The 26,046-nt window shown below is 73.3% G+C and carries 21 protein-coding genes; 16 read left to right on the top strand and 5 right to left on the bottom strand.

From position 1 onward, the window contains the following. Positions 1–107: 107 nt before the first annotated feature. The 3 genes from J7E97_RS01765 to J7E97_RS01775 form a co-directional block, all read right to left on the bottom strand. Positions 108–3,272 carry a sacsin N-terminal ATP-binding-like domain-containing protein gene (locus J7E97_RS01765; RefSeq protein ID WP_215021491.1) on the bottom strand — a complete coding sequence of 1,055 codons (3,165 nt, stop codon included), beginning with the start codon at positions 3,270–3,272 and terminating at the stop codon, positions 108–110. A 220-nt stretch (positions 3,273–3,492) separates the two neighbouring features. Further along, positions 3,493–4,074, bottom strand: a complete 582-nt coding sequence (locus J7E97_RS01770) for an HD family hydrolase (RefSeq protein WP_215021492.1) — start codon at positions 4,072–4,074, stop codon at positions 3,493–3,495. A gap of 16 nt (positions 4,075–4,090) precedes the next feature. Next, complete coding sequence (locus J7E97_RS01775; RefSeq protein ID WP_215021493.1) at positions 4,091–5,170, bottom strand: DNA-binding transcriptional regulator; 1,080 nt, start codon at positions 5,168–5,170, stop codon at positions 4,091–4,093. A 159-nt stretch (positions 5,171–5,329) separates the two neighbouring features. Between J7E97_RS01775 and J7E97_RS01780 the strand changes: the two genes are divergently transcribed. The 5 genes from J7E97_RS01780 to J7E97_RS01800 all read left to right on the top strand — a co-directional run bounded on the left by J7E97_RS01780 (position 5,330) and on the right by J7E97_RS01800 (position 7,876). Then, the gene (locus tag J7E97_RS01780; RefSeq protein WP_215021494.1) at positions 5,330–5,506 is read left to right on the top strand and encodes a hypothetical protein; all 177 of its coding nucleotides are present in this window, start codon (positions 5,330–5,332) and stop codon (positions 5,504–5,506) included. 5 nt (positions 5,507–5,511) lie between these two features. Further along, positions 5,512–5,724, top strand: coding sequence for a hypothetical protein (locus J7E97_RS01785; protein ID WP_215021495.1), 213 nt, complete (start codon positions 5,512–5,514; stop codon positions 5,722–5,724). A 191-nt stretch (positions 5,725–5,915) separates the two neighbouring features. Continuing rightward, positions 5,916–6,884: a D-alanine--D-alanine ligase gene (locus J7E97_RS01790; RefSeq protein WP_308346210.1), complete on the top strand. Its 969-nt coding sequence runs from the start codon at positions 5,916–5,918 to the stop codon at positions 6,882–6,884. A 16-nt stretch (positions 6,885–6,900) separates the two neighbouring features. Continuing rightward, positions 6,901–7,527, top strand: a complete 627-nt coding sequence (locus J7E97_RS01795; RefSeq protein WP_215021496.1) for a C39 family peptidase — start codon at positions 6,901–6,903, stop codon at positions 7,525–7,527. Continuing rightward, positions 7,520–7,876 (top strand): glutamate ligase domain-containing protein, encoded by a 357-nt coding sequence (locus tag J7E97_RS01800; protein WP_374224095.1) that lies wholly within the window; start codon positions 7,520–7,522, stop codon positions 7,874–7,876. Before J7E97_RS01795 ends, J7E97_RS01800 begins: the two co-directional genes overlap by 8 nt. A gap of 78 nt (positions 7,877–7,954) precedes the next feature. On the opposite strand, the gene serC is transcribed toward J7E97_RS01800, so the two are convergent. After that, positions 7,955–9,073: a phosphoserine transaminase gene (gene serC, locus J7E97_RS01805; RefSeq protein ID WP_215021497.1), complete on the bottom strand. Its 1,119-nt coding sequence runs from the start codon at positions 9,071–9,073 to the stop codon at positions 7,955–7,957. A gap of 174 nt (positions 9,074–9,247) precedes the next feature. Between serC and J7E97_RS01810 the strand changes: the two genes are divergently transcribed. From J7E97_RS01810 to J7E97_RS01850, 9 genes are all read left to right on the top strand, one after another. Continuing rightward, positions 9,248–11,899 carry an FAD-binding and (Fe-S)-binding domain-containing protein gene (locus tag J7E97_RS01810; protein ID WP_215021511.1) on the top strand — a complete coding sequence of 884 codons (2,652 nt, stop codon included), beginning with the start codon at positions 9,248–9,250 and terminating at the stop codon, positions 11,897–11,899. Between the two features lie 47 nt (positions 11,900–11,946). After that, positions 11,947–12,978 (top strand): DMT family transporter, encoded by a 1,032-nt coding sequence (locus J7E97_RS01815; RefSeq protein WP_215021498.1) that lies wholly within the window; start codon positions 11,947–11,949, stop codon positions 12,976–12,978. A 352-nt stretch (positions 12,979–13,330) separates the two neighbouring features. After that, the gene (locus tag J7E97_RS01820) at positions 13,331–14,134 is read left to right on the top strand and encodes a TIGR03084 family metal-binding protein (RefSeq protein ID WP_215021499.1); all 804 of its coding nucleotides are present in this window, start codon (positions 13,331–13,333) and stop codon (positions 14,132–14,134) included. Next, on the top strand, positions 14,131–16,188 hold the full coding sequence (locus J7E97_RS01825) for an acyclic terpene utilization AtuA family protein (RefSeq protein ID WP_215021500.1): 2,058 nt from the start codon (positions 14,131–14,133) through the stop codon (positions 16,186–16,188). The genes J7E97_RS01820 and J7E97_RS01825 overlap by 4 nt, the downstream gene beginning before the upstream one ends. Continuing rightward, complete coding sequence (locus J7E97_RS01830) at positions 16,185–17,783, top strand: acyl-CoA carboxylase subunit beta (protein WP_215021501.1); 1,599 nt, start codon at positions 16,185–16,187, stop codon at positions 17,781–17,783. The genes J7E97_RS01825 and J7E97_RS01830 overlap by 4 nt, the downstream gene beginning before the upstream one ends. Before the next feature lie 8 nt (positions 17,784–17,791). After that, positions 17,792–19,759 carry a biotin carboxylase N-terminal domain-containing protein gene (locus tag J7E97_RS01835; protein ID WP_251053607.1) on the top strand — a complete coding sequence of 656 codons (1,968 nt, stop codon included), beginning with the start codon at positions 17,792–17,794 and terminating at the stop codon, positions 19,757–19,759. Next, on the top strand, positions 19,756–20,919 hold the full coding sequence (locus J7E97_RS01840; RefSeq protein WP_215021503.1) for an acyl-CoA dehydrogenase family protein: 1,164 nt from the start codon (positions 19,756–19,758) through the stop codon (positions 20,917–20,919). The genes J7E97_RS01835 and J7E97_RS01840 overlap by 4 nt, the downstream gene beginning before the upstream one ends. A gap of 200 nt (positions 20,920–21,119) precedes the next feature. Beyond that, positions 21,120–21,854, top strand: a complete 735-nt coding sequence (locus J7E97_RS01845; protein WP_215021504.1) for an enoyl-CoA hydratase family protein — start codon at positions 21,120–21,122, stop codon at positions 21,852–21,854. After that, complete coding sequence (locus J7E97_RS01850) at positions 21,842–22,447, top strand: TetR/AcrR family transcriptional regulator (protein WP_215021505.1); 606 nt, start codon at positions 21,842–21,844, stop codon at positions 22,445–22,447. Before J7E97_RS01845 ends, J7E97_RS01850 begins: the two co-directional genes overlap by 13 nt. A gap of 133 nt (positions 22,448–22,580) precedes the next feature. Here J7E97_RS01850 and J7E97_RS01855 read toward each other — a convergent pair whose 3' ends face one another. Further along, a complete protein-coding gene (locus tag J7E97_RS01855; RefSeq protein ID WP_215021506.1) occupies positions 22,581–23,687 on the bottom strand; it encodes a citrate synthase 2 in 1,107 nt (368 codons plus the stop codon). 237 nt (positions 23,688–23,924) lie between these two features. Between J7E97_RS01855 and pdxH the strand changes: the two genes are divergently transcribed. Further along, positions 23,925–24,548, top strand: a complete 624-nt coding sequence (gene pdxH, locus J7E97_RS01860; RefSeq protein ID WP_251053614.1) for a pyridoxamine 5'-phosphate oxidase — start codon at positions 23,925–23,927, stop codon at positions 24,546–24,548. Between the two features lie 367 nt (positions 24,549–24,915). Beyond that, the coding region (locus J7E97_RS01865; protein ID WP_215021508.1) for a PAS domain-containing protein at positions 24,916–26,046 on the top strand (1,131 nt) is incomplete at its 3' end.

A 26,046-nucleotide genomic window follows, 5' to 3' on the forward strand; every position in this document is an offset into this window, starting at 1 on the left:
CTACGTGATCAAGCACAACGAAACAGCCAGACCCTACCGCTGGACCTACGAGGGCACCCCGCTCAAAGCAGCCTGAACACCCCTCCACGAACTTCCGCGGAGCAGCACTAGTCGAACCAGCGGTCCCGCGCCAGTTCGGCGGTGCGCGACGGGTCCTCCAGCAGGGCCGCCACCTCGAAGCGGCGGGGCCACTGGCCCGCCGCCCAGGCGAGGGCCGCCGCGACGCCCTCCAGGGTGGACGCGTGCAGGGTGCCGTCCGGGGTGCGCCGCCAGTCGAGCTCGATGCCGCCCGCGAGGAGCTCCTCGTGCTCCAGGTAGCGGGCCGGGGTGGCCGGGCCGAGGAGCTGGAGGACGGATGCGGGGACCTCGTGCTCCTCGCCCTCGGTGGTGACCTCCGCCGGGACGGTCTGCGAGAGCCGGCGGACCTGGAACAGCTCCGCCAGGTCGGCGGCCCGGGAAGGGTCCACGGGCAGGAGCGGGAGGCCGGTCGTCAAGGGGAGCAGGTCCGGGGCGTCCGCGATGACCGCGTCGGCCGCGTCGACCACGACGACCTCGCCGTCGACGACCGCGCGCAGCTCGTCGGGCAGGGTGACCTGTTCGGGGTCCAGATCGGCCAGCGCCCCGTACAGGGCGTGCAGCTGGCGGTCGCCGACCTCGCGCTCCGGGTCGGCGAGCCGGCCCAGGAGCTCCGCCGCGCCGCCGGGTTCGTCCAGCAGGGCGGCCACGGAGGTGCGTACGCCGAGGGCCCGCAGCACCTGCTCGTCCTCGAAGCCGGTGGCGTCCGCCGGGGTGTAGAGGCCGGCGAGCAGCGGGTCGCCGCCCCCCGAGCGCAGGCCCGCCGGGCGGCGGCCGTCGAGGACCGGGTGGTCGCGCAGCCACCAGGCGGTGTACGAGCGCACGGAGCGGGTGGTGCCGTCCGGGAGCAGGACCCGCACGGGCTGGGTCAGGGCGTCGCGCAGCGGGGGCCGCGCGAGCATGGCCAGCGCCTGGGGCCAGCAGTCGTCGTCGACCAGGTCGAGGTCCCGTACGGCGACCAGCTCGGTGGCCACCGGCGGGACGGGGGTGTCGGGGAGCTGGTCCAGCACGTCCTCGCACCACACGTCGACCGCGTCGAGCAGGCCGGCGTCGTCGGGCTCGGCGAAGTCGCCGTCGCGGGGCTCCAGTTCGTCCGGGTCCAGCACGACATCGGTGGCCCGGACCAGCTGGAACTCGGCCAGGACACCGACGGCGGTGAGGGTCCGCGCGTCCCAGCGGGCCACCAGGTCGGCGTCCACGTACGGGATCTCGTCCTCGCGGATGACGGAGGCGAGCGGGGATCCGGGCAACAGCAGCTCGCCGGCCGGGGTCGGCTCGCCGTCCTCGTCGGGCAGGGCGAGCGCGCCCAGCCACGGCTCGTCGCCGGGTGACAGCTCGGCGCCGCGCACCAGTCCGAGGACGATGTCGGCCAGTTCGTCGGGGTCGAGCGCGTCCTCGTCCCAGATCTCCCCGGCATCCAGGGAGGCCGCGACCGCCGCCCGCACCTGCGGGGTGGTCAGGATGGCTCGCGGACTCGCCGGGAGCGCGCCGAGCTTCTCCAGCAGCGGGTGCACCGCGTCCGGGTGGGCCACCTTCAGGCCGAGTCGGCCCAGGCTCTCCGGGGTGTCCGGGCCGGGCAGCAGGATGTGGCGGGGCCCGATGGCGGTGCGCCCGTCGGCCAGCGGCACCGGCAGGCCGGAGAGCCGGTCGGGGTCGACGCCGGCGAGGCTGTCGTAGAGCCGGTGCCACCAGTCGGGGGTGCGCTCGATGCCCGCGATCCGCTCGATGGCCTCGCCCAGCGGCAGCCTGCCGACGCCCAGGGTTCGCAGCTCGGGGCGGCGCTCCAGCCCGCCCGGCAGCAGGGTCGGCAGCACCTCCGCGAGGACCCGTACGGTGTCGGCGCCCGCGCCCTCCACCACCTCGGCCTCGAAGGGGCGCAGCGCGGCGCGTTCTTCGGGTTCCCCGTCCGCCGGCTGCTCGGGCGGGGCGGCGGGCGCGAGGAAGGCCGTACGGGGCAGGCGCGTCAGGATGGCGCCGCGCAGGGCCCCGTCCAGCTCGCCCTTGCCGAGCGGTCCGGGTACGAGGTCCACGAGTGCGGTGCTCACCGGGTCCCAGGCGCCGAGCAGTTCGGCGTAGGCGTCGGCCGCGCGCTCCACCAGGAAGTCGGTCAGCGGCCCCGGCGCGGGATGCCGTCGGGCGGTGTCCAGCGGCAGCGTCGCGATGAGCAGGGCGGGGATGCCGAGCGGTTCGTCGGTCGGGGTCGGCGCGTGCACCACGCTCGCGGTGGCGGGGCGGACGGGGGCGCCGTCGGCGTCGACGGGCACGGACCAGGACACCGACCAGGCGGGCCGCAGCCGTTCCTCGACGGGCCGGTCGGCGAGCAGTGCCTTCTCGATGGGACCGGAGTGGCGGACGGTGCGCCAGCGCTTGGTGTCCGAGGCGGAGTCGGCGATGACGGTGTACGGGCCTTCGGTGCGGCGGGTCAGCGTCCGCACGCTCCGGGCCGCGCCCGTCGCGCCTGTCGCGCTTGTCGACGGGGCTTCGACGACGACCTCGGCCAGTCCGGGCAGGGTCAGCAGCAGGGCGTCGTCGATGGCGGCGAGCAGCCGCTCGACCAGGTCCTCGGCGGCGGCGTCGCGCAGCGGCAGGACCACGACGGTGTCGTAGCCGTCGGGCGCGGTGCCCTCGGCGGGCAACGGGAGGCGCAGCAGCGGGACGTGGCCGTCGCGGCGGCGCAGTTCCTCGCCGAGGCCGGGACTGCCGACGGCGGCGCCACGGGCCAGTTCGCGGGCCTCGGCCAGGGACCAGCGGACTCCGCCGTGGCGGCCGAGGACGGCGGGTTCGTCACAGACGGCGAGGACGGCGGCGAAGCCGACGCCGAAGCGGCCGACGCTGCCGGAGGAGTCGTCCCGCTTGGCGGAGGCGCGCAGCGTGGACAGCGACTCCACACCGGTGGCGTCCAGCGGGGCGCCGGTGTTGGCGACGGCGAGCAGCGCGTGTTCTCCGGCCCCACCGGGGTGCAGGGTCAGCCGCAGCCGGCCGGGGACGCCGGCGCGGGCGGCCGCGTCGGCGGCGTTCTGCGCGAGCTCGACGACGAGCCGGTCGCGGTAGCCGCCGAGCGCCAGGTCCTCCTCGGCGTTGGCGTCCTCGCGGAAGCGGGCCGGGCCCGCGCCCCACGCGTCGAGCACCCCGCGCCGCAGCCGGGCCGTGCCGAAGGGGTCGATGCCACCCTGGGCCGCCGTTACTCGCACGCTCACGCCACTGCCTCCAAGCTGCCGTACCGCACGCGCCGAATGCCGGGTGCGGAGGTCCTGAAGGTATCGCGTACGGGTGCGACCGTCCCCACGAGGCCGTTGCCGTCGCGCTCCGGCGAAGGAGACCGCCTACGCTCACAAAGGATCGAGCTTCGGGCGATCGGGGCCGCTCCCTCCTCAGCTGCAATGCTGCAATGAGGAGGGAGTAGACTTTCCGGCTCGGCTATTCGCCCAGGAAGGTCTTCCGCCATTCCAGCGGCGACATGGTCAGCGCGGCTTCGGCGAGTGCCTGCGCCGACGCCGTCTTGAGGCTGTTCAACGAGGTGTCGATCCAGTCCTGCACCAGGCTGTAGCCCTGGGCGCGGTATTCAACCGCCTGTACCAGGCATTCGAGCTTGTCGGCGTCCTTGGCCACGATCGCCTCGGGGGTGTCGCCGCTCTCGTACTCGCCGACGACACGCTGTACCCCGGCCTTCACTGCGGGGTGTGCGGCAGAGACCTGGTCCGCGGTGACCTTCTCGTTCGACGCGGCGTCGATGTAGCGGCGGCCGATGTGCGGGATGTCGCCGATCCGGGTTTCCTGCGTGTCGTGGAAGAGGCACATCAAGGCGACCTTGGCCGGGTCCACGCCCTCCATCATGGCCAGGACGGCGCCGACGATGCCGACACGGAACGAGTGCTCGGCGATGGATTCCGGGTTGTTGTTCCCGGTGAACCACCAGCCGGTCCGCTTCGCGTTCTTCAGTACGCCCATCTCGAAGAGGAATCCGGCCGTGCCCTGGGCGTTCGCCGTCTCGTCTGCCATGTGGTGACCTCCGGTTTCAGGTTCGATCACGTAGAACGTAGTTCACCGCGCTGAGTTCGCGGCGGGATCTCTCGGAGACGACGTGCCCGTCGAGGAGCTGTTCCGTACGCTCCGTGAGGTCTCGCGCCAGGAGCCCCGACGCTTGCGGCAGCCATGGGTGCGCCGTCAGCAGGGCCCACATGGTGTGTGCGTAGAGGTCGACGTATCCGGGGGCATGGTGAAGGCCACGGGTCAGCCCCCGCAGAAGCGTGACGGGGTCCCAGCCGGTCAGCTGCCGGTCCCGCATGAACAGGTCGTCGGACTGCGGCAGCGGGGTTCCGCCCAGCCAGTAAGCCCAGTAGTTCAAGTTCGCGGCCTCGCCGGCGTCGTCGTCCACTATCGCGCGCTCGATGAAGTCCAGCAGGGGGACGGGGTCGCCGAGCCGGGCCAGAGCAGTGGCCGTCGACCGGGCCTCCGCCCACTGTGGTGTCCAACCCCGCCGCGCGAGGAGCCCCCTGCGGGCGTGGAGTGCCTGCGCGGTCCAGGTCACTGCCTCCGGGGTCGTGTCGTACGAGGTCAGATACAACGCCTGGCGGTGAAGGAGAATGCCTTGGGGGTCGGTCCTGGAGGCGGCCTCCGCTGTGATCCGCAGCTGCTCGAAGAACGTGGCCCGGTCCGGTGAGGAAAGGAGTGGCGAGGCCGCTGCCGGCCCCCTACGGCGAGGGGAGGGAATCGCGGCAAGGGAAGGCGGCCGGGTCCCTGTGAGCGCCCACGCGAGCATGTGGGCGGTGTCCCGGGTGTGTACCCACTCGGCGAGAGGATGCGGCCCGTCGGAGGGCTGAAGTGTGGCGCTGATGATCCGGTCCGCGTCCATCGCCGCGTCGAGCAGGGCGACGATTGCCGCCTCCGCGCCGAGTCCGGCCAATCGCCGCCGCAGGACGAGCAGATCCACCGCGCGCATGTTCGCGATGGGCCGCCGGCCCGACTCCCACCCCTGCACCGTGGCCAGGTCGACGCACAACGCCTCCGCCATCGCTGCCTGCGTACGAGGGATGGACTCTCGCGCCGTGCGCAGCACGAACCCCGCGATCGTGCCGGTGTTTGATCTCGCGGTCATTGAGCGCTCCCCGGGTGCGGCCTCTGAGGTAACTCGTACCCGTAGTCAGTCCTACTGCACGCAGAGCGACCGTAGGTTCATGACGCGGAATCGGCCAGGTTCCGGTTCCTACGGGGAGCGAGGTTGACGCCGCTCCCCCTCCCGACTGAGGAGTGCCCCATGACCCAGCGGTCTCTGTCTCATTGCCCGCTCACTTGCCAGCCCCAGGACCAGCTCACGTACGGCTCCTTGAGCCCGCGCATGCGGGAGGTCGCTGAGGTCGGTTGGCAGCGCTTCCTGGACCGTGCCTTCCGCGAGGACGACGACGGAGGCGATGACGGGGGTGACGACCAGTGAGGCCGGTGGACGCCTTTGAGCACGAGCGAGACCCCCGCATCGGCAAGCAGGTCCGCGACATCGCCAGTGGCATTGAGGGTGAGCTGATGGGGATCGTTCGGGAGGAGGTCGTCAACTATGGCGGGGTGCCCATGCGCGTGCGTCTCGCCTACATCCGCCCCAACGGCGGGGGCAGGGAACTGTCCACGGCCCCGACGAACGTCGAAGTCCTTCAGTGACTCAATTACGCAGCTCGCGTCAGCGGCTCGCGGTCCTGGCCTATGTCGTCCTCGTCGGCGTCCTGGCCGTCGCGCTCGCACTGGCCGTCACGCCCGACCGATAGATCACAGACGTCTCCGGCCCCGCCGATCTCGCAGGCGCGGCCGGACCATCCAGCATCATCCCTTGCACCACGGACCGAGGAGGACGCGTGACCATCACGATGCCGGATATCAAGACCTTACGAATCGGAGTCCTCTGCGGCGGGCACTCCCCTGAACGGCCCGGCTCCATCGCCTCCGGTGAGGCCGCCTCCAAGGCCCTCGCTGAGGCCGGTCTGACGACTGAGCTGATCGACATGGCGGACACCCCGCTGTCCTCCCTCCGCGACCGGATCGACGTTGCCCTGTTGGGTCTTCACGGCCTCGGCGGGGAGGACGGGAAGATCCAAGGGGCGCTCGACACGCTCGGCATCCCCTACACCGGTTCTGGGGTCATGGCCTCCGCGATCGGGATGCACAAGCCGACGTTCAAGACCCTGCTGACCCGCGACAGCCTCGACACACCCCGGTGGGTGATGAGGCACCCGAAAGTGTCGGTGGAGTCCACCATCAGTTCCGTCCGTCTCACCCTCGGGTTTCCTGTGTTCGTCAAGCCGTCGTCCGGCGGTGGCAGCCTGTCGGCGGGCATCGCGCACGACGCGAACGAGCTGCGGGTGCTACTGACCCCGGCCGACGGGGAACCGTACGCCGAGTTCATGATCGAGGAATACGTCCAAGGCATCCCCTGCACCGTCGGGCTGATCGAGATGGAAGGCCGGCTCCGCACCCTCCCGGTCCACGACGTCCACACTGACCGGGCGTTCTACGACTACCGGGCCAAGCACGACCCGGCACAGCGCACCGAGCACTGCCCATCGATCCTGCCCACCCCGACCACCGAGAGCATGCAGTACATGGCCCGGCGCGTGCACCAGATCCTCGGAGCGCACGGCGTGCTACGGGTGGACTTCATGGTCGGTCCGAACAATCGGACGGTGATCCTGGAGGCGAACACCCTTCCCGGTCTGTCGACACGGGGGAACCTGGCGACGATGGCCCGCGCGGGTGGCATCGCGTACCCGGACCTGATTCAGCACATTGTCCGGACCGCGTTCACCAAGCCCGGCTACCTCCCGTAGGCCAGACTGTGGAGGCATGACCGGCTCCACGATCAAGCACCCCGTCCCGTACTACTCCCAGTGGGAGTCGGCCGCGCTCGTACCGGAGTTCATCACGGGTACCAGCGCGGCAGACGATCCCTTGTGGCCCAAGTCCGGCGCCGACTCCTCGCAGGAGTATGCGTTCTGGGCACCCCGCATGTGTGGAGTGGCCTGCCTGCGGATGGTCCTCGACCACTTGAAGATCCCAGTACCGCCGTCGGTACCGCTGGTGAAAGACCTCTGTGAAGCAGGGGCGTACGTCCGCCAAGGAGACACGGTAAAGGGGCTGATCTATCAGCCGTTCGCGGAGTACGCCACTGCCCGCTGGGGCCTGTATGCCCGCTCAGCGCCAGTGCTGCACCACGAGACCATCCGGGAAACACTCGCGGAGGGAGGCCTGGCGATGATGTCGGTCCACAAGACGATCCGCACCCTGGATCCCGCACCCACGAGCAAGGGCGGCCACCTGGTCCTCGCGGTCGGGTTCACAGAGCACGCTGTACTGCTGCACAACCCCTCCGGGTTCCCGGGCCGGTCCCAGGAGTACGCGGCGGTCCCCTGGGCGGACCTGGACCGGTTCTACGCCGGACGCGGCGTCGTACTCGGAGGCGTGGGTGTCTGACGAACGGGGCCGCAGGATCGCCGTCCTCGGCGAGATGCTGGAGCTGGGCGAGCAGTCGGTGGACGAACATCGCGACCTCGGCCGCTTCGCCGCAGAACAGGGCATCGACCTCGTGGTAGCCGTCGGCGGCCACCTCGCCAAACAATTGGCCCTGGCTGCCGGCGAGGCCGGCGTACCGGATGTGGCGATGGTCGGGGACAACGCGACTGCCGCGCGGTTCGTCCAGACCTACCTGCGGTCCGGTGACGTCGTGCTGGTGAAGGGCTCCCGAGGTGGGATGCGCTGGCAGATCGCACAGCTGCTCACCGGGGAGAAGGTGGCCGAGTGGGGCGCTTGGAACGGCGGCTGACCCACACACGACGATGCCCCCCAGCGGCCGTAAAGGTCGCTGGGGGGCATCGGAGCGTGTCGTCGGTCAGTCGTCGGGTCAGAGCTTTTCGATGACGAAGTCGATGCACGCGGTCAGTGCCTGCACGTCCGCCGGGTCGATCGCCGGGAACATCGCGACGCGGAGCTGGTTGCGGCCGAGCTTGCGGTACGGCTCGGTGTCCACGATGCCGTTGGCGCGCAGCACCTTGGCGACCGCTGCCGCGTCGATGTCGTCCGAGAAGTCGATCGTGCCGATGACGGCCGAGCGCTTGGCGGCGTCCGCGACGAACGGGGTGGCGTACTTCGACGCCTCCGCCCAGCCGTACAGGTGGGCCGCGCTGGCCGACGTACGGCCCGTCGTGAACTCGAGGCCGCCCTGGCTGTTCATCCACTCCAGCTGCTCGTTCAGCAGGAAGAGGGTGGCCAGCGCGGGGGTGTTGTACGTCTGGTTCTTCAGCGAGTTGTCGATCGCCGTCGGCAGGGAGAAGAACTCCGGGATGTGCCGGCCGGAAGCGTGCACGCGGGCCGCGCGCTCCAGGGCCGCCGGGGAGAACGCCGCCAGCCACAGGCCGCCGTCGGAGGCGAAGGACTTCTGCGGGGCGAAGTAGTAGACGTCGGTCTCGGTGATGTCCACCGGCAGACCGCCGGCGCCCGAGGTCGCGTCCACCAGAACGAGCGAACCGGCGTCGGCGCCCGCGACGCGCTTGATCGGCGCCGCGACACCCGTCGAGGTCTCGTTGTGGGTGTACGCGTACACGTCCACGCCCGCCTCCGCCACCGGCTCCGGGTGCGTACCCGGCTCGGAGGAGATCACGGACGGCGCGTCCAGCCACGGCGCGGACTTCGCGGCCGAGGCGAACTTGGAGGAGAACTCACCGAAGGTGAGGTGCTGCGACTTCCGCTCGATGAGACCGGCGGTCGCGATGTCCCAGAAGGCGGTGGAGCCGCCGTTGCCCAGGATCACCTCGTAGCCCTCGGGGAGGGAGAAGAGGTCCCGGAGGCCCTGACGCACCGAGCCGACCAGGTTCTTGACCGGGGCCTGGCGGTGGGAGGTTCCGAGCAGGGAGGTACCGGTGGCGGCGAGGGCGTCCAGCGCCTCGGTCCGCACCTTGGAGGGGCCCGCGCCGAAGCGTCCGTCGGCGGGCTTGATGTCAGCGGGAATCTGGATCTCGGCCACGGACCGAGCGTATCCGGTCCGCGTCCACGCCTCGGCGACGCGTCCACCCGATGAGACGCGTGGGAGCGGTGGCAAGGTGTCGGTGTGAGCGCACCCGGTGAACTCGAACGGACATTGCGGGCGAACCTGCGCGGCGAGGTCGACTTCGGCGCCGCCGCGCGGGCCCTGACCACCATGGACGCCTCGAACTACCGCCGCGTCCCGGTCGGCGTGGTCGCCCCGTACGACGCCGCCGACGTGGCCGCCGCGCTCGCCGTGTGCGCGGAAGCCGGCGTACCGGTCGTCCCGCGCGGCGGCGGCACGTCCATCGCCGGACAGGCCACCGGAACCGGCGTGGTCCTGGACCTGACCCGGCACATGAACTCCCTCCTGTCCCTGGACCCGGCCGCCCGCACCGCCGTGGTCCAGCCCGGCCTGGTCCTCGACCGGCTGCGGGACGCGGCGCGCCCGCACGGGCTGACCTTCGGACCGGACCCCTCCACGCACTCCCGTTGCACGCTCGGCGGCATGATCGGCAACAACGCGTGCGGGGCCCACTCGGTGGCCTGGGGAACCACCGCCGACAACGTGGCGGAGCTCGCGGTGACGGCGTACGGGGGCGCGGCGCACCGGCTCGGAACCGGCTGGGCCGGCACCCCGGCGGGCCTGCGGGAGCTGGTCTCGGGGAACCTGGCCGTCCTGCGGACCGGCATGTCCGGCGGCTTCTCCCGGCGGATCTCCGGCTACGGCGGGCTGGACGCGCTGCTCCCGGAGCGGGGCGTGCGGGCGGCCCGCGCGTTCTGTGGCAGCGAGGGCACCCTCGGCGTGGTCACCGAGGCGGTGGTGCGCCTGGTCGACGTCCCGCGCGCACCGGCGCTCGCGGTGCTCGGGTACGCCGACGAGAGCGCGGCGGCCGACGCGGCGGCGGGGCTGCTCCCGCACGGCCCGCTCACGGTGGAGGGCATGGCGGCGGATCTGGTCGGGAACGCGGCCCCGGGTCTGCCGCGGGGCGGCGCCTGGCTGTTCGTGGAGATGCGGGACGAGGGGGCGGCCCGCGCCCTGCTCCGGGACGCGGACGCGCTGGACGGCCTGCTCGTCACCGACCCGGCCGGTCAGCGGGCCCTGTGGCGGATCCGCGAGGACGCGGCGGGCACGGCGACGCGGATGCCCGATGGCTCGATGGCCTGGCCGGGGTGGGAGGACTGCGCGGTCCCACCGACCCGGCTCGGCGCCTACCTGCGGGAATTCCGCGCGCTGCTGACGGAGCACGGGCTGCGGGGATCCCCGTACGGCCACTTCGGCGAGGGCTGCGTGCACGTGCGCATCGACTTCGACCTGGTGTCGGCGGCGGGCGTGGCGCGCTTCCGCGCCTTCTCCTCGGCCCTGGCCGATCTGGTGGTGGCGCACGGCGGCTCCCTGTCGGGGGAGCACGGGGACGGGCAGGCGCGGGCGGAGCTGCTGCCGCGCATGTACGAGCCCGCGGTGATCTCCCTCTTCGAGGCCTACAAGGGGATCTGGGACCCGGCGGGCGGCATGAACCCGGGGATGCTAGTCCGCCCGGCCCGCCTGGACGAGAACCTCCGCTTCGCCGTGCTCCCGGCTTCGGCCTTCGCGGGCGAGGTCGCGCGGTGCGTGGGCGTGGCGAAGTGCCGGTCCGAGGACGTCGGCGGGCCGGGGGTGATGTGCCCGTCGTACCGGGCCACGGGCGAGGAACGGCACTCCACGCGGGGCCGGGCCCGGCTGCTGCACGAGATGCTCGCCGGGGAGATCGTGACGGACGGCTGGCGCTCGGCGGAGGTCGCCGAGGCGCTGGACCTGTGCCTGGGCTGCAAGGGCTGCCTCAGCGACTGCCCGGTGGGCGTGGACATGGCCTCGTACAAGGCGGAGTTCCTCCACCGCCACTGGTCCGGGCGGCTGCGGCCGCTGTCGCACTACGCGCTGGGCGGGCTGCCGGCGTGGCTGAGGCTGATCGCGGCCCTGCGGCTGGCCCGGGTGGTCAACGCGGCGGGCCGATTCCTGCGGATCCCGGGCCTGGAGCGAGCCCGTCCGCTGCCTCGGCTGGCACCTGAAACCTTCACCCGCTGGTGGCGCCGCGTCGGCTCCCGCCGCGCCGGGCCGGATCTTTCGGCGCGGACGGTGACGCTGTGGCCGGACACCTTCACGGAACACCTCGCCCCCGAGACGGGCCGGGCCGCGGCCCGCGTCCTGCACGCCGCAGGACTGGCGGTCCGCGTACCGGCCACCCCCGTCTGCTGCGCGCTGACCTACGTCTCCACCGGCCGCCTCGACCGTGCCCGCAAGGTCCTGCTCCGCACCCTCGACGCCGTGGGCGACCCGCGAGGGCCCGTCACCGTCCTCGAACCCAGCTGCGCGGCGGCGCTCCGCACCGACCTCCCCGCCCTCCTACCGCAGGACCCCCGCGCACACCGGCTCGCCGCCGCCGTCCGGACCTTCGCCGAGACCCTGGAGGAGTACGCCCCGCACTGGCGGCCGCCCCGCCTCGACCGGCCGGTCGCCGGGCAGACCCACTGCCACCAGCACGCCGTCCTCGGCGACGCCGCCGACCGCCGGCTCCGCGAGCGCGCCGGCCTCACCGGCGCCCTCAGCGGCGGCTGCTGCGGCCTCGCGGGGAACTTCGGCTTCGAACCGGGCCACCACGAGGTCTCCGTGGCCTGCGCCGAGGAACAGCTGCTGCCGTCGCTGCGCGCGGCCGCCCCCGGTACCGAGGTGCTGGCGGACGGGTTCTCCTGCCGGACCCAGATCGCGCAGCTGTCCGGCGGCCGGGCCCGTCACCTGGCGGAGGCGCTGGCGGAAGCCCTGCCCGAGGCGCCGCCGACGCCGATGTAAGGCAAAACACGCAAGCCCGGTCCTTACGGACCCCCTAATCTGGATAAATGCCCGCACCCACCTCACCGGCCTCCCCGACCTGCCCCATCCCCACAGCCACAGCCACAGCCACCGCCACCGCCACCGGCACCCCGGCTCCCGCCCCGACCGGATCCGCCGCCCCGGCGGCCGCTCCCGGGCTCCCGCCCGTGGACGGTTCCCTGCGGGCCCGCTTCGGTCCGGTCGCGCTCGTGGTCACGGCGGGGGTCTCGGTGCAGTTCGGTGCCGCCCTCGCGGTCATGATCATGCCGAGGGCGGGTGCGGCGGGCGTGGTCACCCTGCGGCTCGCGGCGGCCGCGCTGGTGCTGCTGCTCATATGCCGGCCCAAGGTGCGCGGGTACTCCCGCGCGGACTGGACCACCGTGGTGTGGTTCGGCGTGACCATGGCCGGGATGAACGGGCTCTTCTACCAGGCCATCGACCGCATCCCGCTCGGCCCCGCCGTCACCCTCGAGGTGCTGGGCCCGCTCGTGCTGTCCGTCGCCGTGTCCCGCCGCCTGATGAACCTGCTGTGGGCCGGGCTGGCCCTGGCCGGCGTCGTACTCCTCTCCACCCACGGCGGAGGCGGCTTCGGCGGCCTCGACCCGCTGGGCGCGGCGTACGCGCTCGGCGCGGGCGGCATGTGGGCGGCGTACATCGTCTTCAGCGCGCGGACCGGGCGGCGGTTCCCGCAGGCGGACGGCCTGGCGCTGGCGATGGCCGTGGCGGCCGTGCTCTCGCTCCCGCTCGGCGTGATCGAGGCGGGCTCGGCGCTCCTGCTCCCCGGCACCCTGGCCCTCGGCGTGGGCGTCGCGGTCCTGTCCTCGGTGCTGCCCTACACGCTGGAACTGCTGGCCCTGCGCCGGCTGCCGGCGCCGACGTTCGCGATCCTCATGAGCCTGGAGCCGGCGATCGCCGCGACCGCGGGTTTCCTCGTACTGAACCAGGCGCTGTCGGCGCTGGACGCCGCGGCCATCGCCCTGGTCATCGCGGCGAGCATGGGCGCGGTCCGCTCGCAGACGCGCCGCGGCGGGACGCGGAGGCGGAGTACGGCGGCTTGATTCCCGGGGGCTCGATCCGCGGAGGCCGGGGGCCGGGGAACCGGGACATCGCTGTTCATGCCACTCCAGCCTCAGGACCGCTTCGCCGGCGATGACGCTATACCGACGCCGTGTCGACGCGCCCTGGTCCAGGGGGAGTTCAAGCCAAGGGCGCGCGCGACCCGGAAGCCCGCCCGAAGGACTCGGGGAGTGGGGCGGACCGGGCCGGATCCGGGCCGGGCCGGGCCGGATTCAGCGGCGGTCGGCGGTCGGCCTCCACGGGTATCCGTCGGCGAAAATAAATGCAAGCACGCTTGATTGTTTTAGCCGCTGGTGCCACTCTTCCCTCCACGCCGAGAAGGGGAGCGCACCCGTGCCCGATCCGTCCGCTGTCGCCGTCTTCACCGATCTCCGCGAGGAGGGCCGGGAACTGGACGCGCTCGTCGGTGAGTTGCCCGCCAGTGACTGGGCCAAGCCCACGCCCGCGCCCGGCTGGAGCCTCGCCCACCAGGTCGCCCACCTGCACTGGACCGACCGGGCCTCGCTGCTCTCCCTGACCGACGCCGACGCCTTCGCGGGGCTGGTCGAGGAGGCCCTCAAGGCCCCCGACTCCTTCGTCGACGCCGGCGCCGAGGAGGGCGCCGCGCTGGCCCCCGCCGAACTGCTGGCCCGCTGGCGGGCCGGCCGCGCCGCCCTCGACGGGGCGCTCGCTTCGGCCTCGCCCGAGGCCAAGTTCCCCTGGTACGGGCCGCCGATGAAGGCCGCGTCGATGGCGAGCGCCCGCCTGATGGAGACCTGGGCGCACGGCCAGGACGTGGCCGACGCCCTCGGCGTGCGCCGCGTCCCGACGGCGCGGCTGAGGCACGTGGCGCGGATCGGGGTGCGGGCGCGCGACTACGCGTACGCGGTACGGGGACTCACGGCGCCGGCGGGGGAGTTCCGGGTGGAGCTGGCCGCTCCGGGGGCCCGCGGGGAGGTGTGGACGTACGGTCCCGAGGACGCGCCGCAGCGCATCACCGGACCGGCGCTCGACTTCTGCCTGCTGGTGACCCAGCGGGCGCACCGCGCCGACCTGGCCCTGACGGCCACCGGCCCCGACGCCGACCGCTGGCTCGACATCGCCCAGGCCTTCGCGGGCCCCGCCGGGCCCGGCCGCGAGCCGGGGGCCGCGCGATGACCCGGCGCCCGCTGCGGATCGGCAACGCGTCGGGCTTCTACGGGGACCGCTTCGGCGCGCTCCGGGAGATGCTGACCGGTGGCCCGCTCGACGTGGTCACCGGGGACTACCTGGCCGAGCTGACCATGCTGATCCTGGGCCGAGACCGGCTGAAGGACCCCGGCCTCGGCTACGCGAAGACGTTCCTGCGCCAGCTGGAGGAGTGCCTCGGGCTCGCGCACGAACGCGGCGTACGGATCGTCGCGAACGCGGGCGGCCTGAACCCGGCGGGACTGGCCGCCGCGATCCGGGCGCTCGCCGTGAAGCTGTCCCTTCCGATCGCGGTCGCCCACGTAGAAGGCGACGACCTGCTGCGCGCCCCGACCGGGGACCTGGGGAGTGAGCTGACGGGGGCCTTGACCGGTGCCCTGACGGCGAACGCCTATCTCGGCGGCGCCGGCATCACCGCCTGTCTGCGGGCGGGCGCGGACGTCGTGGTGACCGGGCGGGTCACGGACGCGGCACTGGTGAGCGGGCCGGCCGCGTGGTGGTTCGACTGGGCGCCGGACGCGTACGACCGGCTGGCGGGAGCGGTGGTGGCGGGCCACATCCTCGAATGCGGGACGCAGGCGACCGGCGGCAACTACGCCTTCTTCGCGCGGCACGACGTGACCCGGCCGGGCTTCCCACTGGCGGAGGTCTCCGCGGACGGCTCCTCGGTCATCACGAAGCACCCGGGTACGGGCGGGGTCGTCTCGGTCGGCACGGTCACGGCCCAACTCCTCTACGAGACCCAGGGCGTCCGCTACCTCGGCCCCGACGTGACGGCCCGCCTGGACACGCTCCGGCTGGCGGATGCCGGTCCGGACCGGGTGGCGGTCTCCGGCGTCCGGGGGGAGGCCCCGCCCGGAACCCTCAAGGTGGGCGTGACCCGGATCGGGGGCTGGCGCAACGAGGTGGTCTTCGTCCTGACGGGCCTGGACATCGAGGCGAAGTCGGCCTTGGTCAAGCAGCAGTTGGCCCCGCTCCTGGCCCCGGTGGCCTCCGTCGCCTGGACGCTGGCCCGTACGGACCACGAGGACGCGGACACGGAGGAAACGGCGAGCGCGCTGCTCCGGCTGGTCGTCCGGGACCCGTCCCCGGACCTGGTCGGCCGGGCCCTGACCTCGGCGGCGATCGAGCTCGCGCTCGCCAGCTACCCGGGTTTCCACGTCACGGCCCCCCCGACCCCGGCCCAGCCGTACGGGATCTTCGCCTCGTCCCTGATCCCGACCACCGAGGTCCCCCACACGGCAGCCCTCCCGGACGGCACCCGCGTGTCGATGGCCGAAGTTCCGTCCCTGATATCAGCCCCGCCGGCGTTCGAGGCGCGGGGGTCCGGGGGCGGAGCCCCCGCAGGGGTCGGGGCGCGGCCCGGCCCCGGGGGTCCAGGGGCAACGCCCCCGGTTTCGGGAAGGGGCGGGGTGGGGGAGAGCCCCGCAGGGCCCCCGGACCCCGCCCCACCGCCACCGGCAGGGCCACCGTCACCGCCACCGCCACCGTCACCGCCACCGTCACCGCCACCGCCACCGCCACCGCCACCGCCACCGTCACCGCCACCGTCACCGCCACCGGCAGGGCCCACCCGCCGGGCCCCCCTGGGAACCCTGGCCGGAGCCCGCAGCGGCGACAAGGGCGGCGACGCCAACGTCGGCGTATGGGCCGAGTCCGACGAAGCCTGGGACTGGCTCCACGACACCCTCACCGTCGACGCCTTCAAGGCCCTGCTCCCCGAGACCGCCCCGCTGGAAGTGACCCGCCACGTCCTGGCGAACCTCCGCTCCCTCAACTTCACCGTCGCCGGCATCCTGGGCGCCGGCGTCGCCTCCGGCCACCGCTTCGACCCCCAGGCCAAGGCGCTCGGCGAATGGCTCCGCTCCCGCCACCTCGACATCCCGGTCCACCTGCTCGACCCCGCACCCCCGGCCGGAGCCCGGCCGCCCACCCCCGCCGGGTACCGGCTCGCTGAGGCCACCACCCCGGCCGGCCCCCGGCCCCCGCTCCCCGAGACCACCACCCCCGAGGGGACTCCGTGACCCGCCTCAAGACCGCCGTCGACCCGCTCGCCCCCGAGCACGCGCAGGCCCGTACCGCCGCCCTCGACCGCCTCGCCGAGCTCGACTCCGCGCATGCGGCGGCCCTGCTCGGCGGTGGCGAGAAGTACACCGCCCGCCACCGGGGCCGCGGCAAGCTCCTGGCGAGGGAACGCATCGAGCTGCTCCTCGACCCGGACACGCCCTTCCTGGAGCTGTCGCCGCTCGCCGCCTGGGGGAGCGATTACCCGGTCGGCGCCTCCATGGTCACCGGCATCGGCACGGTCGAGGGCGTCGCATGCCTGGTCACGGCCAACGACCCCACCGTCCGCGGCGGCGCCTCCAACCCCTGGACGCTGAAGAAGGCCCTGCGGGCCAACGAGATCGCCCGCCAGAACCGGCTTCCCTGCATCAGCCTCGTCGAATCCGGCGGCGCCGATCTCCCCTCCCAAAAGGAGATCTTCATCCCGGGCGGCGCCATCTTCCGGGACATCACCCGGCTTTCGGCCGATGGCATCCCCACCATCGCCGTCGTCTTCGGCAATTCCACCGCCGGCGGCGCGTACGTCCCCGGCATGTCCGACCACACCATCATGATCAAGGACCGCTCCAAGGTGTTCCTCGGTGGTCCGCCGCTGGTCAAGATGGCCACCGGCGAGGAGAGCGACGACGAGTCCCTCGGCGGAGCCGACATGCACGCCCGGACCTCCGGACTCGCCGACCACTACGCCCTCGACGAGCACGACGCCATCCGCCAGGCCCGTCGCGTCGTCGCCCGCCTCAACCACCGCAGGGCGCACCCCGAGCCGCGCCCGGCCGAGGAACCGCTCCACGACCCCGAAGAACTCCTCGGCATCGTCCCGGCCGACCTCAAGACCCCCTTCGACCCCCGCGAGGTCATCGCCCGCATCGTCGACGCCTCCGACTTCGACGAGTTCAAGCCCCTCTACGGCACCAGCCTCGTCACCGGCTGGGCCACCCTCCACGGCTATCCGGTCGGCATCCTCGCCAACGCCCAGGGGGTGCTGTTCAGCGCGGAGTCGCAGAAGGCCGCCCAGTTCATCCAGCTCGCCAACCAACGGGACATCCCGCTGCTCTTCCTCCACAACACCACCGGCTACATGGTCGGCAAGGAGTACGAGCAGGGCGGCATCATCAAGCACGGCTCGATGATGATCAACGCGGTGTCGAACTCGAAGGTCCCGCACCTCTCCGTCCTCATCGGCGCCAGCTACGGAGCCGGCCACTACGGCATGTGCGGCCGCGCCTACGAGCCCCGTTTCCTCTTCGCGTGGCCCAGCGCCAAGTCCGCCGTCATGGGCCCGGCGCAGCTCGCCGGGGTGCTGTCCATCGTGGCCCGCCAGTCCGCGGCCGCGAAGGGCCAGCCCTACGACGACGACGCCGACGCCGGCATGCGCGCCTTCGTGGAGGCGCAGATCGAGTCCGAGTCCCTGCCGATGTTCCTGTCCGGGCGGCTGTACGACGACGGCGTCATCGACCCGCGCGACACCCGCACCGTCCTCGGCCTGTGCCTGTCGGCCGTCCACAACGCCCCCGTCGAGGGCGCCCGTGGCGGCTTCGGCGTCTTCCGGATGTGAGCCCGCACATGACGAACCTGACCTCCCTCCTCGTCGCCAACCGCGGCGAGATCGCCGTCCGCGTCTTCCGCACCGCCCGCGCCCTGGGCCTGGACACCGTCGCCGTCCACTCCGACCCCGACGCCGACGCCCTGCACGTCCGCGCGGCCGACGCGGCCGTACGGCTGCCCGGCGCGGCCCCCGCCGACACCTACCTGCGCGGTGACCTGGTCATCGGTGCCGCCCTCGCGGCGGGCGCCGACGCCGTCCACCCCGGCTACGGATTCCTCTCCGAGAACGCGGACTTCGCCCGCGCGGTGCGGGCCGCCGGGCTCACCTGGGTCGGCCCGCCGCCGGCCGCCATCGAGGCCATGGCCTCCAAGACGCGGGCCAAGGAGCTCATGCGGGCCGCCGGCGTCCCGCTCCTCGACCCCGTCGACCCGCACGAGGCCACCTCCGCCGACCTCCCCCTGCTCCTGAAGGCGGCGGCCGGCGGCGGAGGCCGCGGGATGCGGGTCGTACGGGACCTGGACGCGCTCAAGGAGGAGCTGGAGGCCGCCTCCGCCGAGGCGCGCTCCGCCTTCGGCGACGGCGAGGTCTTCGCCGAGCCCTACGTCGAGCGGGCCCGCCACGTCGAGGTACAGATCCTCGCCGACTCCCACGGCACCGTCTGGGCGCTCGGCACCCGCGACTGCTCCCTCCAGCGGCGCCACCAGAAGGTCATCGAAGAGGCCCCGGCGCCCGGCCTGCCCGAAGCCCTGCGCGCGAGCCTGCACGAGGCGGCGACGGCCGCCGCGCGCGCGGTCTCGTACGAGGGTGCGGGCACCGTGGAGTTCCTCGTCACCGCCGACGGGCGGCCGTACTTCCTGGAGATGAACACCCGCCTCCAAGTGGAACACCCCGTCACCGAGGCCGTCTTCGGGATCGACCTCGTCGCGCTCCAGCTGCGGATCGCCGAGGGCGCGGCCCTGCCGACGACCCCGCCGCGGCCCGCCGGGCACGCCGTCGAGGCCCGCCTCTACGCCGAGGACCCCGTCCGCGACTGGCGACCGCAGACCGGGGTCCTGCGCACCCTCGCCATCCCCGGCGAGGTCCGCGTGGACACCGGGTTCACCGACGGGGACACCGTCTCCGTCCACTACGACCCGATGCTCGCCAAGGTCGTCGCCCACGCCCCGACCCGCGCCGAGGCCGTCCGCGCCCTCGCCGCCGCCCTCGCCGGAGCCCGGATCCACGGGCTCACCACCAACCGCGAACTCCTCGTACGGTCCCTGCGGCACCCGGAGTTCGCGGCCGCGCGGCTCGACACCGGCTTCTACGAACGCCACCTGGCCGCCCTCACCGAAGGCGCCCCGGACGACACGGCCCCCGCGACCGCCGCGGTGGCCGCCGCACTCGCCGAGGCCTGCCCCGCGCCGGACGCCCCGCTGGCAGCCCGCCTCGGCGGCTGGCGCAACCTCCGCTCCCAGCCCCAGACCCGCCGCTACGCCGTGCCGGGCTCGGCCGACGGCGCCGCGTACGAGGTCCGCTACCGCCCGGCCCGCAGCGGGCCCCCCGAACTCGTGGACCGGCCCGGAGTCCGCGTCCTGGCCGTCACGCCGGAACTGGTCACCCTCGAAATCGAGGGCGTCCGCCGCGTGTTCCACGTGAAACATCATTCGAACAGCGCCGGGCCCGCCGAGATCTACGTGGACTCCGCGCACGGCGGCGCCCACACACTGACCCCCGTACCCCGGTTCGCGGACCCCCAGGACCGCACCGAACCGGGCTCCCTGCTCGCCCCCATGCCCGGCACCGTCGTCCGCGTCGCCGAGGGCCTCGCCCCCGGCACCGCCGTCACCGCCGGGCAGCCCCTGCTCTGGCTGGAGGCCATGAAGATGGAGCACCGCATCCTCGCGCCCGCCTCCGGCACGCTCACCGCGCTCCACGCCGTCACCGGCCAACAGGTCGAAGTCGGCGCCCTGCTCGCCGTCGTCCAGGAGGAACCGCCCGCATGAGCAGCACAGTTGTGGAATCCGAGGAGCACAAGGCCCTGCGCGCCGCCGTCGCCGCCCTCGGGCGGCGCTACGGCCGCGAGTACCTCGCCCGCGTCGCCCGCGAGGGCGGCCACCCCGACGAGCTGTGGGCGGACGCCGCCAAGCTCGGCTACCTCGGGGTCAACCTCCCGGAGGAATACGGCGGCGGAGGCGGGGGCATCGCCGAGCTCTCCATCGTCCTGGAGGAGCTCGGCGCAGCGGGCTGTCCCCTCCTGATGATGGTCGTCTCACCCGCCATCTGCGGCACTGTCATCGCCCGCTTCGGCACCGAGGCCCAGAAGCGTGCCTGGCTCCCCGGCCTCGCCGACGGCACCCGCACCATGGCCTTCGGCATCACCGAACCCGACGCCGGATCCAACTCCCACCGCATCACGACCACCGCCCGCCGGGACGGCGACGCATGGGTGCTCACCGGCCGCAAGGTCTTCATCTCCGGCGTGGACATCGCCGACGCCACCCTCATAGTCGGCCGCACCGAGGACGCCAGGACCGGCCGCCTCAAGCCCTGCCTGTTCATCGTCCCGCGCGACACCCCCGGCTTCACCCGCTCCGTCATCGACATGGAACTCCAGGCGGCGGAGAAGCAGTTCGAACTCGTCCTGGACGAGGTCCGCCTCCCCTCCTCCGCCCTGGTCGGCGACGAGGACGCGGGCCTGCTCCAGCTCTTCGCCGGCCTCAACCCCGAGCGCGTCATGACCGCCGCCTTCGCCATCGGCATGGGCCGCTACGCCCTGGCCAAGGCCGTCGACTACGCCAAGACCCGCCAGGTCTGGAAGGAGCCCATCGGCGCCCACCAGGCCATCGCCCACCCGCTGGCCACCGCGCACATCGAGCTGGAACTCGCCCGCCTGATGATGCAGAAGGCCGCCCGGCTCTACGACGCGGGCGACGACATGGGCGCGGGCGAAGCCGCGAACATGGCCAAGTACGCGGCCGGCGAGGCCTGCGTACGGGCGGTCGACCAGGCCGTCCACACCCTGGGCGGCAACGGCCTCACCCGCGAGTACGGCCTGGCCGCCCTCATCGTCGCCTCCAGGGTCGCCCGCATCGCCCCCGTCAGCCGCGAGATGATCCTGAACTTCATCTCCCACCAGACCCTGGGCCTGCCCAAGTCGTACTGACCGAGCCGGTCCGGCGGGGCCGGATTGCCCGCAGGGCAATTTCAGCCCCGCCGGCGTCTGCGGAGCGGGGGGGTCCGGGGCGGAGCTCCTGGATCTGCGCAGCGGCCCCCACCGAGCCCCACCGAACCCCCGCCGCAGGCGACCCGCATACCCTCCCCGCAGGGGATACTGCCGACCGAACCACCCCCTCCGGAGGAGACATGCCCCCACTGGTCCACGCCGCGCGAGCGCCCCTCACCACGCTCACTCTGGACTCCCCGGCCAACCGCAACGCGCTCTCCGCCGACCTCGTCGCGCAACTGCGCGCCGCCCTCGCCGAGGCCGCCGCCGCCCCGGCCGCGCGGGCCGTCGTCCTCACCCACGCCGGCAACACCTTCTGCGCCGGCGCCGACCTCAAGTCCCCGTGCGACCCGGCCGACTTCCTGGCCCTGCTCCGGGAGATCAACGATCTGCCGCTGCCGGTCGTCGCCCGCGTCACCGGACACGTCCGGGCCGGCGGACTCGGGCTGCTCGGAGTCTGCGACATCGCCGCCGCCGGGCCCGGGTCCACCTACGCCTTCACCGAGACCCACCTCGGCGTCGTCCCCGCCGTCATCTCCGCGCCGCTGCTCCCGCGCCTGGACCCGCGCGCCGCCGCCCGCTACTTCCTGACCGCCGAGGCCTTCGACGCCGCCGAAGCGGCCCGGATCGGCCTGCTGACCCTCCACGGAGAGGACGTGGACGAGATCCTCGCCCCCGTCCTCGCGGGCCTGGCCAAGGCCGGACCGCTGGCGCTCGCCGCGACGAAACGGCTGGTCACCGCAGGGGTGAGGACGGCCCTGGAACGGGACGGAGCCGCACTCACCGAGCTGTCCGCCCGCCACTTCGCCTCCGCCGAGGCCCGCGAGGGCATCACCGCCCGCTTCGAGCGCCGGGACCCGTCATGGCTGCACTGACCGCGGTGAGCGGCCCCAAGCAGGCCCGCAGCCGGGTCACCCGCCGCCACCTGCTGGAGGCCGCCGTCGCCTGCCTCGCCGAACAGGGCTGGGCCCGTTCCACCGTCTCCGTCGTCGCCGAGCGCGCCGGAGTCTCGCGCGGGGCCGCCCAGCACCACTTCCGCACCCGCGAGGAACTCTTCACGGCCGCCGTCGAGTACATGGCCGAGGAACGCTCCGCCGCCGTGCGGGACCTGTTCCCGCACGGCGCGGCGGGCGCCGCCCGCGCCGACGTCGTCGCCGCGCTCATCGACATGTACACCGGCCCGATGTTCCGCGCCGCCCTCCAGCTGTGGGTCGCCGCCTCCCACGAGGAGCAACTGCGGCCCCGCGTGGCGGAGCTGGAGGCCCGCCTGGGCCGCGAGACCCACCGCATCGCCGTGGAGCTGCTCGGCGCGGACGAGTCCGTCCCCGGCGTACGGGAGACCGTGCAGGGCCTGCTCGACATGGCCCGCGGCCTGGGCCTGGCCAACGTCATCACCGACGACACCGCCCGCCGGGCGCGCGTTGTCGCCCAGTGGGCCCGGATCCTGGACGCGACCCTCACGCCGTGAACGCGCCACGGGCGCCGCACCCCCGGAGGGATGCGGCGCCCGTGTGGCGTGCGGCGGCCCGGTGCGGTGGCCCCGTGCGGCGGGCCCGTGCGGTGCCGGCCGATGCCGCCGTGCCGGATCGGCCGGGCCCGTGTCAGGCGGTCTCGGCCATGTCGGCGTAGCCGGCGATCTCGTGCGGGTTGCGCACGCCCGGACCGGTGTAGCGGGCCGACGGACGGACCAGGCGGCCCGTGCGCTTCTGCTCCAGGATGTGCGCCGACCAGCCGGCGGTACGGGCACACGTGAACATGGAGGTGAACATGTGCGCCGGGACCTCCGCGAAGTCCAGCATGATCGCGGCCCAGAACTCCACGTTGGTCGCGAGCACCCGGTCGGGGCGGCGCTCGTGCAGTTCCTGCAGGGCGGCCTTCTCCAGCGCGGCCGCCACCTCGTAGCGGGGCGCGTTCAGCTCCTTGGCCGTGCGCCGCAGCACGCGGGCGCGCGGGTCCTCGGCGCGGTAGACCCGGTGGCCGAAGCCCATCAGCCGCTCGCCCTTGTCCAGCGCTGACTTCACGTAGGCCGTGGCGTCGCCCGAGCGCTCGATCTCCTCGATCATGCCGAGGACGCGGGACGGCGCCCCGCCGTGCAGCGGCCCCGACATGGCCCCGACCGCGCCCGACAGGGCGGCCGCGACGTCGGCGCCGGTGGAGGCGATGACGCGCGCGGTGAAGGTGGAGGCGTTCATCCCGTGCTCGGCGGCCGAGGTCCAGTACGCGTCGACGGCCTTGACGTGACGCGGGTCCGGCTCGCCCCGCCAGCGGATCATGAACCGCTCGACCACGGACTCGGCCTTGTCGATCTCGCTCTGCGGGACCATCGGCCGGCCCTGGCCGCGGGCGGACTGGGCGACGTACGACAGGGCCATCACGGCCGCGCGCGCCAGGTCGTCGCGGGCGGTCCGCTCGTCGATGTCGAGGAGCGGTTTGAGACCCCACACGGGGGCGAGCATGGCGAGTGCGGACTGCACGTCCACCCGGATGTCACCGGAGTGGACGGGGATGGGGAAGGGCTCGGCGGCCGGCAGGCCGGGGTTGAAGGCACCGTCGACCAGCAGACCCCATACGTTCCCGAAGGAGACGTGGCCCACGAGGTCTTCGATGTCGACGCCCCGGTAGCGCAGAGACCCACCCTCCTTGTCGGGTTCGGCGATCTCCGTCTCGAACGCGATGACTCCTTCGAGCCCGGGTACGAAGTCGGACATCAGGCGGCTCCTCAAATAGTGCGAACACGCGCGGCTCCCGGCGTGATTCGCGGTCCGGCGCGGTCATCCCCGTTGATGCCCGGAACGGCCGATGGTCACCCGTGCGGGACCGTCGGACCGGCCCCAAGATTTTGTCCGTTCCCCATGGCTCGGGGAAGCGTGACATACGGCACACTCGGATCCGCCCTGCTGCGGCAGGATGGCCGCGTGACCGATCAGCACCTGGACCCAGCCGTCATGCGCAAGCAGTACCGCTCCCACCTCGTCGCCGAGGAGAGCCTCGCCGAGGACCCCATGGGCCAGTTCGCCCACTGGTTCGAGGACGCGGCCGTGGCGAACGTCTTCGAGGCGAACGCCATGGTCGTCTCGACGGCGACGCCCGACGGGCGCCCCAGCTCCCGCACGGTGCTGCTGAAGCAGTTCGACGCGCGCGGCTTCGTCTTCTTCACGAACTACGGTTCCCGCAAGGGCCGCGAGATCGACGCGAACCCCTTCGTCTCCCTGCTCTTCCCCTGGCATCCGATCGCCCGCCAGGTCGTCGTGACCGGCACGGCCGCGCGCATCGGCCGCGACGAGACGGCCGCGTACTTCCGCTCCCGCCCCCACGGCTCCCAGCTGGGCGCCTGGGCCAGCGAGCAGTCGGCGGTCATCGCCTCACGCGAAGAACTGGACCGCCGCTACGCGGAGCTGGAGGCCCGCTACCCGGAGGGCGAACAGGTCCCGGTCCCGCCCCAGTGGGGCGGCATCCGGGTGGTCCCGGACGCGATGGAGTTCTGGCAGGGCCACGAGAACCGTCTGCACGACCGCCTGAAGTACGTCCTGGAGGCCGGGAAGTGGCGCGTGGAACGCCTCTGCCCATAGCCGCGCCGTTATGACGGGAGGGGAGGGCCCCGGCGGGCCGGGAACGCAGGCGACCCGCGGGCTCTGGTCTCTCCCCTGCAGTGGGAGAAGCCGGCCGGACGTACCGGCGAGCCCGCGGGTCGGGTGACTGCTGTGGATTGGCGCCAGGCATCCCGCCAGGCACCGCACTGGGTGCGTGCGACGACGGGCGCTTAGCCCGCAGTCACCTCACGCGTCCGGATTTCATACATTTCCGGGATCACCTCCTTTCAGTGTGCTGCCACTGTAGGCACCCTCACGGACGCCGCTCAAGCGAATTTCAGGTCAGGACAAACCGGGAGGATTGCAGGAAGCGGGTGTGGGCTGCGTCACGTTCCAGTTCAATTGCATGACGTGCCGCACACGCGAACACCTGCAGGGGGCCCAGGTGACTGCTTCCGGGCGTAGCGAGACCGCCGACGATCTGCTCGCAGCGTTGCTGGACGGGATGGACGCCGCCTTGTGCGCGTTCGACGGCTACGGCGTGATCACCCACTGGAACCGCGAGGCCGAGCGGATCCTCGGCTGGTCGGCGGCGGAGGCCGTCGGCCGCAAGGGCTTCGCGGGGTGGGCCGTACGGGCCGCCGACGCGCAGGACGTGCAGGACAGGCTCATGGCCGCCCAGGAGGTGCCGGGGCGCCAGGTGCACGAGTTCGCGCTGCTGACCAAGGACGGCGGGCGCGTCCTCGTACGGACCCAGTCCGCCGGAGTGCCGGGCGCGGACGGGAAACCGGCCGGGGTGTACTGCGCGTTCAGCGAGGTGCACGCGCAGATCGATCTGGAGCGCTCCATCGCGCTGAGCGAGTCGCTGATGGAGGACGCCTCCTGGGGCGTCGTGCTCGTCGACGTGGACCTGCGCCCGGCCGTCGTCAACGCGCACGCCGCCCGCGCCTTCGGCTCCGGGCGCGGTGCGCTGCTCGGCCGGCCGCTCGGAGAGCTACTGGAGCAGGGCGTGGAAGAGCTGGAGGGGGCCCTGCAGCACGTACTGGCGGAGGGCGCGCCCCCGGCCCCCGTGGAGCTGTGGGTGTCCGTGCGCACCCCCGAGGGCGTGCGGCGCCGGTGCTGGCGGTGCGGGTTCCTGCGCCTCGCCTCGCCGCTCGCGGAGGAGCCCGTACCGCTCGGGGTCGGCCTGCTGTTCCAGGACGTCACCGAGGCGCGGCAGGCGCAGCTGGACACGGCGCAACTGCGGTTCCGCTCCCACCAGCTGTACCGGGCCGGGCGGGCCGCCGCGGAGTGCGAGGACCCGGCGGAGGCGGCGGCCGTACGGCTGGAGTTCGCCTTGGCGGGCTTCGCCGAGCACGCGCTGCTCGACGTACTGGACGACGGGCCCGGGCCGGGATCCGGGCGGGAGCGGCTGCTGCGCTGGGCGGCTTCGCCGCCGGGGCTGCCGGGCCTGCCCGAGCCCGGGGCGATCCCCGTGCCGTACGGGGCCGGGCACCCGGCGTTGCAGGCGCTGGCCCGGGCCGGATCGGTCCGCACG

The sequence above is a fragment of the Streptomyces sp. ISL-66 genome, from assembly GCF_018614135.1.
Lineage (GTDB): Bacteria > Actinomycetota > Actinomycetes > Streptomycetales > Streptomycetaceae > Streptomyces.

What these genes read in the sequence shown, in the direction of transcription:
- J7E97_RS01845 (WP_215021504.1), top strand. Translation starts at nt 21,120, where the DNA reads ATGCCCCCACTGGTCCACGCCGCGCGAGCGCCCCTCACCACGCTCACT.
- pdxH (WP_251053614.1), top strand. Translation starts at nt 23,925, where the DNA reads ATGCGCAAGCAGTACCGCTCCCACCTCGTCGCCGAGGAGAGCCTCGCC.
- J7E97_RS01850 (WP_215021505.1), top strand. Translation starts at nt 21,842, where the DNA reads ATGGCTGCACTGACCGCGGTGAGCGGCCCCAAGCAGGCCCGCAGCCGG.
- J7E97_RS01770 (WP_215021492.1), bottom strand. Translation starts at nt 4,074, where the DNA reads ATGGCAGACGAGACGGCGAACGCCCAGGGCACGGCCGGATTCCTCTTC.
- J7E97_RS01815 (WP_215021498.1), top strand. Translation starts at nt 11,947, where the DNA reads ATGCCCGCACCCACCTCACCGGCCTCCCCGACCTGCCCCATCCCCACA.
- J7E97_RS01795 (WP_215021496.1), top strand. Translation starts at nt 6,901, where the DNA reads ATGACCGGCTCCACGATCAAGCACCCCGTCCCGTACTACTCCCAGTGG.
- J7E97_RS01775 (WP_215021493.1), bottom strand. Translation starts at nt 5,170, where the DNA reads ATGACCGCGAGATCAAACACCGGCACGATCGCGGGGTTCGTGCTGCGC.
- J7E97_RS01810 (WP_215021511.1), top strand. Translation starts at nt 9,248, where the DNA reads ATGGACGCCTCGAACTACCGCCGCGTCCCGGTCGGCGTGGTCGCCCCG.
- J7E97_RS01825 (WP_215021500.1), top strand. Translation starts at nt 14,131, where the DNA reads ATGACCCGGCGCCCGCTGCGGATCGGCAACGCGTCGGGCTTCTACGGG.
- J7E97_RS01855 (WP_215021506.1), bottom strand. Translation starts at nt 23,687, where the DNA reads ATGTCCGACTTCGTACCCGGGCTCGAAGGAGTCATCGCGTTCGAGACG.
- J7E97_RS01840 (WP_215021503.1), top strand. Translation starts at nt 19,756, where the DNA reads ATGAGCAGCACAGTTGTGGAATCCGAGGAGCACAAGGCCCTGCGCGCC.
- J7E97_RS01780 (WP_215021494.1), top strand. Translation starts at nt 5,330, where the DNA reads ATGACCCAGCGGTCTCTGTCTCATTGCCCGCTCACTTGCCAGCCCCAG.
- J7E97_RS01835 (WP_251053607.1), top strand. Translation starts at nt 17,792, where the DNA reads ATGACGAACCTGACCTCCCTCCTCGTCGCCAACCGCGGCGAGATCGCC.